The sequence below is a fragment of the Pseudarthrobacter sp. rb genome (assembly GCF_056389225.1).
This window is the reverse complement of sequence record NZ_JBWJAR010000015.1, coordinates 56,809-69,450: the sequence shown is the minus strand read 5'-3', so window position 1 is coordinate 69,450 and position 12,642 is coordinate 56,809. Positions and strand designations below refer to the sequence as shown.

Genomic DNA, 12,642 nt, shown 5'->3' with positions numbered 1-12,642 from the left:
CAAGGAGCACCATGAGAATCCCGGACACCAGAGGACCCGTCAGCAGCGCGCTCTTTGCGGCCCTGTCGAAGGCCCCTGATGCTGCCGCTCCGGAGCTGGACGGGCTGCACCGGCTGGTGTCGGCGCAGGTGGCGGGTACCGGTGACATCATTGCCGACGAAGACATCCAGCTGTCACTCTTTTGCCTGTACGAACTGCACTACTCGGGCCTGGACGGGGTCAGCGACGCTTGGGAGTGGGAACCGGCCCTGATCAGGGTCCGGCGACTGATCGAAGAACCCTTTGAAGCCGCCCTTCGCGCCGCCGCACGCCAAACCGCCGGTAATGTCGAACTGGCCGCCGGGATTGCCATGACCAGCGATGCCGTGGCCGACGTCCTTTTCGGCCTCGCCGCTATGGACACCGGCCCGAGCGTTTCCCGCTTCGTGGCACGGAAGGCAAGCCTGGAGCAGCTCAAAGAGTTCCTGATCCACAAATCCGTGTACCAGTTGAAGGAAGCGGATCCGCACACCTGGGCCATTCCGCGGCTATCCGGCCGGGCCAAGGCTGCCCTCGTGGAAATCCAGGCCGACGAATACGGCGGCGGCAGGCCGGAGCGGATGCACAGTGCGCTGTTTGCCCGGACCATGCGCGGGCTGGGCCTGGACGACAGGTACGGCGCCTACATCGATACCATCCCCGCCCTCTCCCTCGCGTCCGTTAACCTCATGTCGCTCTGCGGCCTGAACCGGCGGCTGCGAGGGGCCATCACCGGCCACCTGGCCATCTACGAAATGACCTCTTCCCAGCCCAACCGTTTCTACGGCAACGGATTCCGCCGGCATGGTTTCGCCGCAGACGTCACCCATTATTTCGATGAGCACGTGGAAGCCGACGCGGTGCATGAACAGATTGCCGGGCGGGACCTTGCCGGCGGTCTGGTTGAGGCCGAGCCGGGCCTCCTTGAGGACGTCCTGTTCGGTGCCACCGCCGTCATGGCCATCGACAGCCGCGTCTCCGGCCACTTGATGTCCTCCTGGGAAGCCGGGCAAACATCGCTTCGGGCGGCCGTGCCGGCGGCAGCGTGACAGGCTGGTCCCCCGCGGAGGCGCCCCCGGGTTTTGTGGCACACGACGCGGAATACGTCCTTCCCCTGCGCTGGACCGGGGACTCCGGCCTCGCCGAGTTGTCGGGTTACCTTCACCGCCTGGTGGGCTGGATGCCCGTCACGGTAGTGGACGGGTCCGAGGAAAACCTCTTCGACCGCCACCGTGCCGCGTTTCCCGGCGGGGTCCGCCACATCCACCCGGACCTGGCCGGCCGGCCCGGCACCGGCAACGGCAAGGTGGCAGGGGTGATGACCGGTGCCAGCACCTCACGTGCGGAGTTCCTCGTTATCGCCGACGACGACGTCCGCTACACGCGCGAGTCCCTCGCCGCCGTCGTGCACTATCTCAAGTCCGCGGACGTGGTGCGGCCGCAAAACTACTTCGCTCCCCTTCCCTGGCACGCCCGCTGGGATACGGCCAGGACGCTGCTCAACCGCGCCGGGTCTGCCGACTACCCGGGGACGCTCGGGGTACGCCGGAGCGCCCTACTGGCCACCGGGGGCTACGCAGGCGTGCTGTTTGAAAACCTGGAGCTCATCCGGACCATCAAGGCGGCCGGCGGAAGCGAGCGGATCCTTCCGGACCTGTTCGTGGCACGCCGGCCGCCAACTGCCCGGCACTTCCTGCGCCAGCGTGTGCGGCAGGCCTACGACGACTTGGCCCAGCCGCGGCGGCTGGCCGCGGAGCTTGCCCTGCTGCCTGCAGCCGCCGGCGCCGCCCTCCTCCCTGCAAGGGCACGGCGGGCGGCCATCGCGTTGCTCGCCGGAGCAGCTGTGGCCTGCGCAGAAATCGGACGACGACGGCACAACGGGAGCGCCGTCTTTCCCCCCTCGGCAGCATGGTTTGCGCCCTTCTGGGCAGCTGAGCGGGCGGTCTGCGTGTGGCTTGCGCTTGCTTTCAGGTGGAGCGGCGGCATGCCGTATGCAGGCAGAAGGCTCAGGACCGCGGCGCACTCCGAGGCAAAGCTCCTGCTGCTCCACGGCGGCAAGCTCCCACACAACCCAGCAGGCCAGGAAGCCAGAAAGCCGGAAACAACGATGAATGCGGTGCAGGCATGAACCCCGAACAGCATGGAACACGAACAGACGCGGACCAGGAATCCGCCGCCAGCTCGATCGTGGTGTGCCCGGATGGTCCCCTCATTGTCAGGGGTGAGTTCGAGATCGTTACCCCTTCCGGCGACGCCGTGCCCAGGGAGCGCAGGACCGTCGCCTTGTGCCGGTGCGGGGCCTCCGCCATCAAGCCCTATTGCGACGGCACGCACAAGATGATCAAGTTCCGCACCGAACCCCCGGCCGGGCAGCCCCCTGCCTGATCCCCAAAGCCGGCCGCCGGCCACGCCCTGCCCGGACCAGCCCGGGTGTGAGGCTAGGCTGGGGACAGTCCGTTTTCCGCCCGCAAGGAGTACCAGCAATGAACCTTCTCATCAAACTGCTCGGGACCGCCGTGAGCCTCGGCGCAGGCCTGGCCGGCACCAAGCTGGTTAACACCATCTGGGAAAAGACCACGGGGCAGAAAGCACCCACCGGCAAGAACGAGGACGTCCCCACCAGCCTCCGGTCTGCTTTGACCTTCGCGCTGATCTCAGCGTCTGTCAGTGCCATCATCCAGGTCCTGGCCAACCGCGGCACCCAGCGCGCCATCACCCGGTTCGCCAAGAGCCAGGACATCGTCTAGCTGCCCAGGGCGCCGCTTAGCGCTGCCGGCCGTCGTCGGGACTGTCCTTCAGGGCAGTCTCGGCGGCGGCTTTTTGCACCACGGCTTCCAGCTCGTCGGCTGTGAGCAGCTCCCGGTGCAGGTGCTTGGTGCGGTAGCCGGCCCGGCCCACCATGTGGGCGGACACGGGTACCGTGAGCAGCTGGAAGATCCACGCCACCACCAGGACCGGCCACACCCACCAGGTCCGCATCTGCAGCCCGATGGCGGCCAGCAGCAGGAACAGGCCCAGGACCTGGGGCTTGGTGGCGGCATGCATCCGGCTCAGCAGGTCCGGGAAGCGCAGCAGGCCAATCGCCGCGCCCAGGGACATGAGCGCCCCCACCACCATGAACACGGCGGAGACAGTGTCGATCCAGGCGTCCGGCCCGGAGAAGTCAGGATTCATTGGGCTTCACCCTCCGGTCCGCCACGAACCGGGCCACCGTCACGGACCCGATGAACCCGATGATGGAGATGGCCACCACCAGCATCAGGTTGTTCAGGTGCCGGTTGACGGCCATGTCGATGCACAGCGCCCCGCCCAGGATGGCGAGCAGCACGTCGGTGGCCAGCACCCGGTCCAGCAGCGAGGGGCCACGGGCAATCCGGATGATGGCGCCGGCCGCTGCCAGCGAGAAAATGACGGCTGTAACGGCAAGGACAACGTTCATCATGTGGTGGCCTCCATTTGCACTTCTTCGAGTTCCTCGCGGCTGCCCATGATGCGGATCAGGCCGGCTTCAATGGAGCGGACTTCGTTCCGCAGGCCCTCCACGTCCTGTTTGGAGGTGATGTTGAGGGCGTGCAGGTACAGGGTGGACGTGGAGCGGTCCACCTCCACCACCAGCGAGCCCGGGATCAGGGAGATCACATGTCCGGTGGCGGTGACAATCAGGTCCTGGCGGCTCCTCAGCTTCACTGCGACGACGGCGTTGGTCACCTTGGGTCCACGGGCCGTCGCCAGGTACAGCACCTGGGCGCTGGCCACCACCACTTTGCCCACGAAGGCCAGCGCGAAGGGCACGGCGTAAAGGATGTTGAAACGGCCGCTGAGTTCCACCGGCGGCAGGTAGAAGAGCCGGGCCACGCCCACGGCCAGGAGGGCACCGAACAACAGGTTGCCGGGGCTGAAATCCTGCCACAGGGCACCCCAGATGATCACCAGCCAGACCAGCAGGGGCAATTCCTGGCGCAGCGAAATGCGCTTGCGGCTCATCGCCCTCCTCCCCCGGCAGTTGCGCCCGGGACCGGCGTACCGTCGCCCAGCACCGCCTCGATGTACGGCGACCGGTCCAGCATGTCCCGGGCGGCCCGGTCCGACAGGCCGAACAGCGGTCCGGCAAAGACGGTCAGGGCAACGCCGAGCACCACCAGGCCCGCTGTCGGGCCCACCATGGTGCGCGGCAGGAGCGTCACGGTGTTGTTGACCTTGGCGCCTGGACCGGAAACCCTGGCCGCAGGAGGGGCAAGGAGCACCGGGTCCGGGTGCTCGGCGTCGGTGGGGCGGCGCCAGAAGGCGCGGTTCCATACCCTGGCGATGGCCAGCAGGGTCAGGAGGCTGGTCACCACCCCGCCAATCACCAGCGCGTAGGCCAGTGGTGTGCCCAGCTGGACGCCGGCCTGCAGCAGCCCCACCTTGCCAAGGAACCCGGAGAACGGCGGGATGCCGGCGAGGTTCATGCCGGGAATGAAGAACAGCAGGGCCAGCATGGGCGAGAGCTTTGCTAGGCCGCCCAGCCGGTCCACGGACGAGCTGCCGCCGCGGCGCTCGATCAGGCCGGTCACCATGAAGAGGCTGGTCTGGATGGTGATGTGGTGCGCCACGTAGAAGACCGCCGCTGCCAGTCCCACCGCGGAGGACATGGCCAGCCCGAACACCATGTAGCCGATGTGGCTGACCAGGGTGAACGAGAGGAGCCTCTTGATGTCGCTTTGGGCCAGGGCACCCAGGATGCCCACCACCATGGTCAGCAGCGCCACCACCATCAGGGGCGTGTTCAACGTGTCGCCGGGGAACAGCAACGTCTCGGTCCGGACCATCGCGTAGACGCCCACCTTGGTCAGCAGGCCGGCGAACACGGCGGTGACCGGCGCGGGCGCCGTGGGGTAGGAGTCGGGGAGCCAGAAGGACAGGGGGAAAACGGCGGCCTTGATGCCGAAGGCCACCAGGAGCATCACATGCAGCAGGGTTTTGGTGCCCTGGTCCAGTTCGCCCAGCTTGATGGCCAGGTCCGCCATGTTCACCGTTCCGGTGGCTCCGTAGACCATGGCGATGGCAATCAGGAACAGCACGGAGGACACCACGGACACCACCACGTAGGTGACGCCGGCGCGGATGCGCGGCCCGGTGCCGCCCAGGGTCATCAACACGTAGCTTGCGGTCAGCAGGATCTCGAAGCCGACGTAGAGGTTGAACAGGTCACCGGACAGGAACGCGTTGGACACCCCTGCCACCAGGATCAGGTACGTGGGGTGGAAGATCGAGACCGGTGCGTCGTGGTCGCCGTCTGCCATGCCCTGCCCTGTGGCGTAGACCAGCACGGCCAGGCTCACGGCGGAGGACACCACCAGCATCAGGGAGGAAAACTGGTCCACCACCATGACGATGCCAAACGGAGGGATCCAGCCTCCGATGGTCACCGCGGCGGTGCCGCCGTTCCACGCGGAGGCCAGCAGGAGGCATTCGAGCGCCAGGGTCAGCGACAGCAGGCCAATGCTCACAGCGCGCTGCGCCCTGGAGTGCCGGATCAGCAGGAAGGTCAGGGCGGCGCCCAGGATGGGAAGTACGACGGCGAGCGGGGCAAAGCTTGCGATGTTCACTTTCCGCCTCCTTCCGGGCTGGGGTCAACGTTGAGTGAGCCGGGCTTTTCCTCCGCGGCAGCGTGTTCTGCGGGCATCTCCCGGCCGCCGGCCACCAGCGTGGCCACCGGCTGGTCCGTTTCCTGGCCGGCGTCCGCTCCGGACGGTCCGTGGTCTGACACATTCCGGCCGTCGGAACCGAGCATGGTGAGCGGGAATTCGGACGTTTCCGCCGGGACTTCAGCGTCGTCCTCCGCATCGAAGCTGGGGGTCTCCGCCACCCTGAGGTCCTCCACGTCATCCTGGATGTCGTCCTGGCGTGCCAGCACCCACGTGCGGTAGATGATGCCCAGCATGAATGCCGTGACGGCGAAGGAAATCACGATCGACGTCAGGATCAGGGCCTGCGGCAGTGGATCGTTGTAGTCCTGGGCGGGTGTGTCCTTGGTGAACAGCGGCGCCAGCCCTGCATATCCCCCGGTGGCCAGGATCAGCAGGTTGGTGGCGTTGGCCAGCAGCATCAGCCCCAGCAGCACCCGCGTCAGGCTGCGTTCCAGGATCAGGTAGATGCCACAGGCGTACAGCGCTCCCATGACAATCAGCAGGGTCAGGTTGACGCTCATGCGTGGCCCTTTGCGGTGGTCTCTGCAGGAACCCCGTCCGGTTCCTGGTCCAGGCGGGGTCCTTGGTCTTCCCCAACCCGGTCCGGCTCCCGGCCCTTGCCGTGGTCCGGTTCCTGCTCCTGGCCCGGTTCCTGGTCCTCGCTGCCGGGCGCGGACTGGTCCTCCAGGTGTTCATCGATCTCGGCTCCGAGGCTGCGCAGCACGTCAAGCACCAGGCCCACCACCACGATGTAGACGCCGATATCAAAGATGGTGGAGGTGACGAACTTGATGTCCCCAAACACCGGCAGCCACACCTGGATGATGGCGGACTGGAAGACCTGGCCGCCCAGCAGCAGGGGCATCACTCCGGAGGCGGCCGCCAGGGCCAGGCCAATGCCCAGCAGCGCGCCGGCACTCAGGGGCGCCGCCTCCCGCAGCTCGAACCGGCCACCCGCCAGGTAGCGGATGGTCAGGGCCAGGCCCGCGGTGAGGCCGCCGGCGAATCCTCCGCCCGGCAGGTTGTGGCCGGCCAGCAACAGGTACAGCGAGAAGATGATCATGGAGTGGAAGATCAGCCTGGTGACCACCTCGAAGATGATGGAGCGGCGCTCCGGAGCCAACGTCCGCCCTGCCACGATCCAGGGGTCCCGGGTGGAGGCTGCGAACTTCCGGCTGATGGCCAGCGCCGCCGCGTCCCGGGAGCCGGGGTCAACACCGGGGTGGCGTCCCACCGTGCCTGCTGCAACGGTGGCGGACGCCTGCAGCCTGTCGCCCCGGCCGCGGACGAAGATCAGGCTTGCCACGCCGGTGGCGGCCAGCGCCAGGACGCTGATCTCGCCGAACGTGTCCCAGGCGCGGATGTCCACCAGGGTCACGTTGACCACGTTCAGGCCGCCGCCGCCTTCATAGGCGAGCTGCGGAAACTGCAGGGACACGGGGATGGCGGTCCGGGCGCCCATGGCGAAAATCGCGGCGAACACCATGGTCACGCCGAAGCCCAAGCCGATGATCACCCGCAGGACCCGGTATTTTCCGCCGGTGCGGTCCCGCAGTTCGGGCGGCAGCCTGCGCATGGCCAGGACAAAGGCCACCAGGATGATGGTTTCCACCAGCATCTGGGTCAGGGCCAGATCCGGGGCACCCTGCAGGGCGAATAGCAGCGCGATGCCGTACCCGGTGACGGACACCATGAGCACGGCAAGGAAACGTTTGTTGGCCTTGACGGCAGCCAGGGCGCCGATGACGATGCCCACCCCGGCCACCAGCTGCAACGGCGAATTGGGGTCCACAAGGTAGATGTCCTGCGGCAGGGCGTTGCCGCCTAGCAGGATCGCGGCCAGCGGCAGGACGAACGCCACGCTCAGGATGACCGCGAGGTAGAAGTACAGTGAACCGCGCTGGGTCCGGCCGGTAATCCAGACGGCCGCGTCGTCCAGCGCGCCGATGGTCAGCTGGTAGGCGCGGTCGGCGTCCACCCAGGCCGGGACCAGGGACTGGGCCCGGGCCACTGCGTTGCGGCCAAAGTACATGGCAAGGCCCAGGGCGAAGGTGACGGCCGTCAGCCCCAGTGCGGGGGTGACGCCATGCCACAGCGCAAGGTGGCCCGCCTGCGCTGCCGCGGTGCCGGCGTCGGGCGCTGTGGAAGCGAACAGCGCGGCGTACGGCTGGATCCAGGCGTCCACCGGAACCGGCCAAAGCCCATAGGCGATGGTCAGGAGGCTGAGGACCGCGGGGGCGGCCAGGAAGGAAGGCCTGATGGCCTTGAACGGGGTGGGGTCCACGCCGGGCTTGACCGCGAATGCGCCCCACATGAAGCGGGCACTGTAGGCGAAAGTGAGGATCGAGCCCACCACTATTCCCACCAGGACCAGCACGCCCCACGGCCCGGCGTGCGGGCCCGTGGCGTGGTGCACGAATGCCTCCAGCACCGATTCCTTGGCCACAAAGCCTGCCAGCAGCGGAACGCCCGCCATGGACGCAGCCCCGATGCCGGCCACAATGCCAAGGGCCCGGGAAGAGCGGAAGACGCCGGACAGTTTACGCACGTCGCGGGTCCCGGACTGGTGGTCGATGATGCCCACCACCAGGAACAGCGTGGCCTTGAACAGGCCGTGTGCCAGCAGCATAGCCAGGCCCGCCAGCGCGGCGTCGGGCGTTCCCAGGCCCACCACCATGGTCAGGAAGCCCAGCTGGCTGACGGTGCCGTAGGCCAGGATCAGCTTGATGTCGGTTTGCCGCAGCGCCCGGTAGCCGCCCACCAGCATGGTGGCCAGGCCCAGCCCCAGGACCACGGGCTGCCAGAACGCCGTCTCCGAGAATCCGGGGGCAAGCCGCGCCACCAGGTAGATGCCTGCCTTCACCATCGCCGCCGCGTGCAGGTAGGCGCTGACGGGGGTGGGGGCCGCCATGGCGCCGGGGAGCCAGAAGTGGAAGGGGACCAGCGCTGATTTGGTGATGGCACCCACCAGGATGAGGACGACGGCGGCGCTCACCATGGTGCCCGCCGTCCCGCCGGCCAGCGCCGGGGCCTGCTCCAGGATGGCGGAGATGCTGTAGGTGCCGGCGGCATTGCCCAGCATGATCAGGCCCACCAGCATGGCAAGGCCGCCGGCGGTGGTGACCATCAACGCCTGAAGGGCGGAGCGGCGGGCCGCAAGCCGGGTCCGGGCAAAGCCGATCAGCAGGTAGGACAGGATGGTGGTCAGTTCCCAGAAGATGAACAGCAGCAGGAGGTCATCCGCGGTGACCAGGCCGAACATGGCACCGGCGAACGCCAGCAGCTGGGCACCAAAGGCGCCCAGGTCCTGGTCCTTCCGCTTGAAGTAGCGCGCGCAGTAGACCAGCACCAGCGAACCCACGCCGAGCACCAGCAGGGACATCACCCAGGCCAGGGCGTCCATACGGAACGCCAGCGCCAGGTGGAGGCTGGGGACCCATTCAAAGACCTCAGTGACGGCACCCGGTCCGGAGTAGATGGGATTGTGCTGGAACATCAGCCAGCCAAAGGAAACCGCCGGGACTGCAGCCAACGCGTAGAAGGCGTTGCGGCCCCAGACCCTGAAGAGGAAGGGTGCGAGGACAGCCACCGAAAAGTGCACGGCAAGGACTGTGATCACTGTATTCTCCGCAACGTCAGGGATTCGATTGTCAAAAGTTGGAGCAGGCGGCAAAAAGTAAGGTTCGGGAGGGTTCAGTTTACCAAGGCCGGTCCGGTAACCTTGGCGGTTTTGCCTACACCTGAAGCCTGAATCCCCGGCGACAAGGGCCCTCGCTCCCGGGGGTGTTCGCCACGGGCGGATACGATGCATCCTATGAACAGCGCCAGCGCTCCCGGGGCGATGCAGCCCGCCTCGGATCTTGTTGCCGGAACCGGGTCCTCCACCAGGGGACAGGTCCTGGCCTGGGCCTCCTGGGACTGGGGCTCTGCGGCCTTCAACGCCGTCATGACCACGTTCGTCTTCACCGTCTACCTCACCTCCAACGCCTTTGGCGGCGAGGACAGTGCCTCCGCAGTGCTGGGCGGCGCCTTGGCGGTAGCCGGGTTCGCCATCGCGCTGCTGGCACCGGTCACCGGCCAGCGCTCCGACGCAGGGGGGCGGCGCAAGCTGTGGCTGGGCGTCAACTCGGCCGCCGTCGCCATCCTCACCGCCCTGTGCTTTTTCGTGTTCCCGCACCCGGAATTCCTGCTCCTCGGCGTGTCCCTGATCGCGCTGGGCAACGTCTTCTTCGAATTCGCCGGCGTCAACTACAACGCCATGCTCGCGCAGGTGTCCACCCCACGGAACATCGGAAAGGTCAGCGGTTTCGGCTGGGGCGCCGGCTACCTGGGCGGCATCGTGGCACTCCTGATCGTCCTGCAACTGTTCGTCCAGCCGGCCTTCGAATGGTTCGGCGCCTCCACGCAGGACAGCCTCAACATCAGGCTGGTGGCCGTTTTCTCCGCCCTGTGGTTCTTTGTCTTCGCGCTCCCCGTCCTGTTCGCCGTCCCTGAACTGCCCCGCTCCGGGCAGGCCGCGCGGCTGGGGTTCCTGGCCAGCTACGGACTGCTGTTCCGGCGGATCAAGGCCATCTACGCCACCAGCCCGCATACGATCTACTTCCTCCTGGCCAGCGCCGTGTTCCGGGACGGCCTCGCCGCCGTCTTCACGTTCGGCGGCATCATCGCTGCCGGCACCTTCGGCTTTGCCCTCTCCCAGGTCATCTTCTTCGCCATCTTCGGGAACGTCGTGGCAGCCGTCGGTGCGATGATCGGCGGGTTCCTGGACGACAAGGCGGGGCCCAAGGCCGTCATCACCGGCTCCCTGGTGGGCCTCCTGGTTGCCGGGAGCGCAATCCTGGTCCTGGGAAACGGCAACTATTCCGTCTTCGGCATGGAGTGGGCGGGCAGCACCACGTTCTGGGTCTTCGGGCTCTTCCTCTGCCTGTTCGTCGGTCCCGCCCAGTCCTCCTCCCGCGCCTACCTTGCCCGCCTCGCACCGCACGGCGAAGCCGGTGAGCTGTTCGGCCTCTACGCCACCACCGGCCGGGCCGTCAGCTTCCTGGCGCCTGCTCTCTTCACGCTTTGCATCACCGTGGCCACCCCGCTGGTGCCCGCCGGGCAGGCACAGCGGTGGGGCATCCTGGGCATCATGGTGGTCCTGCTCGCCGGGCTCCTGGTGCTGCTGCCCGTGAAGGCGCCGGAACGGGCCCCCATTGCCGTGGTCCCCGCCAACTGAAACCACCTTCCTGCCCTGTTCCAGGCCCCGGCGGGATGTTGCCAGGCAGACTAGGCTGGAGTCATGAACGTGGACGAAACGAACCTCCCCGGACTGGGCCGCCGGAAGGATTTCATGACCGCCTCCGGACGCCGCATCGGCGTCGTGGAGCTCCGGGAAGGCCAGACGGAACTCATCGTTTCCACCTGGGACGACCCCGACACCTGCCAGGCTTCGATTCCGCTCACCAGCGATGAAGCAGCCACCCTGGGCAACCTCCTGGGCGGCATGCACCTGGCCATGAAGCTCGCAGAGGAGCACAAGGACGTCCCGGGCATCGTCACCCGGCAGTTCTCCATTGCAGCGGACTCACCGTTCCAGAACCAGCCCATGGGGAAGGCGTCCATCCGCACCCGGTGCGGCGTGTCGATCGTGGCCATCATGCGCGAGGGCGAGGTGCTGCCTTCGCCGGGACCCGACGTCGTCCTCCACCCCGGCGACCTGCTGGTGGCAGTGGGCACCCAGGAAGGCCTCGACTCAGCGGCCGACATCCTGCGCCACGGCTAGTTCCCATGGACCCGTTGGCCCAGACCCTCGTTGAACTGGGGGCCGTTGTATTCTGCCTCGGCCTCCTGGCCAGGCTGGCCGGACGGATCGGCATGTCCCCCATCCCCTTCTACCTGCTCGGAGGGCTGGCTTTCGGGGCCGGCGGCATCATCAAGCTTGAAGGCATGCACGAGTTCGCACATCTCTCCGGGGAGATCGGCGTCATCCTCCTGCTGCTTATGCTCGGGCTGGAATATACGGCCGCAGAGCTCTTCACCGGCCTGCGCCGCTCCTGGCAGGCAGGCGTCCTCGACCTCGTCCTGAACTTCCTGCCCGGCGCCGCGCTTGCCCTGCTCCTGGGGTGGGGCGGGGTGGGGGCCATGGTCATGGGCGGCGTCACTTACATATCCTCGTCAGGCATCGCCGCCAAGGTCATCACGGACCTTGGCCGGCTGGGCAACCGGGAAACCCCCGTGGTGTTGTCCATCCTGGTGTTCGAGGACCTGGCCATGGCCGTGTACCTGCCCATCCTCACGGCCACGCTCGCGGGCGTCAGTTTCCTCGGCGGCCTCACCACGGTGGGGATCGCCCTGGCCGTGGTCAGCATGGTCCTCATGGTCGCCCTGCGGCACGGGCACCATGTTTCCAAGGCGGTGCACAGCGAGAACTCCGAGGTCTTCCTGCTGAATGTCCTCGGGGCAGCCCTGCTGGTGGCGGGCGCAGCGTCCGCCATGCAGGTTTCCGCCGCGGTTGGTGCCTTCATGCTGGGGATCGCCATCTCAGGTTCCACCGCCCACAACGCCACCCGCATCCTCGAACCGCTGCGGGACCTGTTCGCAGCCATCTTCTTCGTGGCGTTCGGGCTCAACACGGACCCCTCATCCATCCCGCCGGTCCTGGGCTGGGCCCTGGTCCTGGCCGTGGCCACCGCGGCAACCAAGATGCTGACCGGAATCTGGGCGGCCAAGCAGGCCGGGATTGCCCGGCCCGGGCGCTTCCGCGCCGGCGCCGCCCTGGTGGCCCGCGGCGAATTCTCCATCGTGATCGCGGGCCTGGCTGTCGCTTCGGGAGCGGTCCCGCATCAGCTCGCGGCCCTCGCCACCGCCTACGTGCTGCTGATGGCGGTGATGGGGCCGCTGGCCGCACGCTACGTGGAACCGCTGGCCAAGCCGTTTATCCGGAGGCCGGCGGTCGCACCACAGCTCTAGCGTT

13 protein-coding genes are annotated in these 12,642 nt (G+C 67.4%); 7 read left to right on the top strand and 6 right to left on the bottom strand.

Going from position 1 to position 12,642, the window contains the following annotated elements; genetic code table 11:
* Positions 1 to 11: 11 nt before the first annotated feature.
* The 4 genes from ACWRN3_RS17630 to ACWRN3_RS17615 all read left to right on the top strand — a co-directional run bounded on the left by ACWRN3_RS17630 (position 12) and on the right by ACWRN3_RS17615 (position 2,765).
* Positions 12 to 1,067: an iron-containing redox enzyme family protein gene (locus ACWRN3_RS17630; RefSeq protein WP_476741439.1), complete on the top strand. Its 1,056-nt coding sequence runs from the start codon at positions 12 to 14 to the stop codon at positions 1,065 to 1,067.
* Between the two features lie 35 nt (positions 1,068 to 1,102).
* The gene (locus ACWRN3_RS17625) at positions 1,103 to 2,146 is read left to right on the top strand and encodes a glycosyltransferase family 2 protein (RefSeq protein WP_476741438.1); all 1,044 of its coding nucleotides are present in this window, start codon (positions 1,103 to 1,105) and stop codon (positions 2,144 to 2,146) included.
* Complete coding sequence (locus ACWRN3_RS17620; protein WP_476741437.1) at positions 2,143 to 2,403, top strand: CDGSH iron-sulfur domain-containing protein; 261 nt, start codon at positions 2,143 to 2,145, stop codon at positions 2,401 to 2,403. The genes ACWRN3_RS17625 and ACWRN3_RS17620 overlap by 4 nt, the downstream gene beginning before the upstream one ends.
* Positions 2,404 to 2,501: 98 nt before the next feature.
* Positions 2,502 to 2,765: a DUF4235 domain-containing protein gene (locus ACWRN3_RS17615; protein WP_255173550.1), complete on the top strand. Its 264-nt coding sequence runs from the start codon at positions 2,502 to 2,504 to the stop codon at positions 2,763 to 2,765.
* Between the two features lie 16 nt (positions 2,766 to 2,781).
* Here ACWRN3_RS17615 and mnhG read toward each other — a convergent pair whose 3' ends face one another.
* Genes mnhG through ACWRN3_RS17585 form a run of 6 tightly spaced genes read right to left on the bottom strand, consistent with a single transcriptional unit; the run spans position 2,782 to position 9,306 of the window.
* Positions 2,782 to 3,192 carry a monovalent cation/H(+) antiporter subunit G gene (gene mnhG / locus ACWRN3_RS17610; protein WP_255173551.1) on the bottom strand — a complete coding sequence of 137 codons (411 nt, stop codon included), beginning with the start codon at positions 3,190 to 3,192 and terminating at the stop codon, positions 2,782 to 2,784.
* Complete coding sequence (locus ACWRN3_RS17605) at positions 3,182 to 3,460, bottom strand: MrpF/PhaF family protein (protein WP_255173552.1); 279 nt, start codon at positions 3,458 to 3,460, stop codon at positions 3,182 to 3,184. Before ACWRN3_RS17605 ends, mnhG begins: the two co-directional genes overlap by 11 nt.
* On the bottom strand, positions 3,457 to 4,002 hold the full coding sequence (locus tag ACWRN3_RS17600; RefSeq protein WP_324643364.1) for a Na+/H+ antiporter subunit E: 546 nt from the start codon (positions 4,000 to 4,002) through the stop codon (positions 3,457 to 3,459). Before ACWRN3_RS17600 ends, ACWRN3_RS17605 begins: the two co-directional genes overlap by 4 nt.
* Positions 3,999 to 5,606, bottom strand: a complete 1,608-nt coding sequence (locus tag ACWRN3_RS17595; RefSeq protein WP_324643365.1) for a Na+/H+ antiporter subunit D — start codon at positions 5,604 to 5,606, stop codon at positions 3,999 to 4,001. The genes ACWRN3_RS17600 and ACWRN3_RS17595 overlap by 4 nt, the downstream gene beginning before the upstream one ends.
* Positions 5,603 to 6,208 carry a Na(+)/H(+) antiporter subunit C gene (locus ACWRN3_RS17590; RefSeq protein ID WP_324643366.1) on the bottom strand — a complete coding sequence of 202 codons (606 nt, stop codon included), beginning with the start codon at positions 6,206 to 6,208 and terminating at the stop codon, positions 5,603 to 5,605. Before ACWRN3_RS17590 ends, ACWRN3_RS17595 begins: the two co-directional genes overlap by 4 nt.
* On the bottom strand, positions 6,205 to 9,306 hold the full coding sequence (locus ACWRN3_RS17585) for a Na+/H+ antiporter subunit A (RefSeq protein ID WP_476741436.1): 3,102 nt from the start codon (positions 9,304 to 9,306) through the stop codon (positions 6,205 to 6,207). Before ACWRN3_RS17585 ends, ACWRN3_RS17590 begins: the two co-directional genes overlap by 4 nt.
* A gap of 195 nt (positions 9,307 to 9,501) precedes the next feature.
* On the opposite strand from ACWRN3_RS17585, the gene ACWRN3_RS17580 reads away from it, so the two are divergent.
* The 3 genes from ACWRN3_RS17580 (at position 9,502) to ACWRN3_RS17570 (ending at position 12,638) form a co-directional block, all read left to right on the top strand.
* Positions 9,502 to 10,905: an MFS transporter gene (locus ACWRN3_RS17580; protein WP_476741435.1), complete on the top strand. Its 1,404-nt coding sequence runs from the start codon at positions 9,502 to 9,504 to the stop codon at positions 10,903 to 10,905.
* 63 nt (positions 10,906 to 10,968) lie between these two features.
* A complete protein-coding gene (locus tag ACWRN3_RS17575) occupies positions 10,969 to 11,451 on the top strand; it encodes a cation:proton antiporter regulatory subunit (RefSeq protein WP_159630146.1) in 483 nt (160 codons plus the stop codon).
* Between the two features lie 5 nt (positions 11,452 to 11,456).
* On the top strand, positions 11,457 to 12,638 hold the full coding sequence (locus ACWRN3_RS17570; protein ID WP_255173558.1) for a cation:proton antiporter: 1,182 nt from the start codon (positions 11,457 to 11,459) through the stop codon (positions 12,636 to 12,638).
* Positions 12,639 to 12,642: the final 4 nt, after the last annotated feature.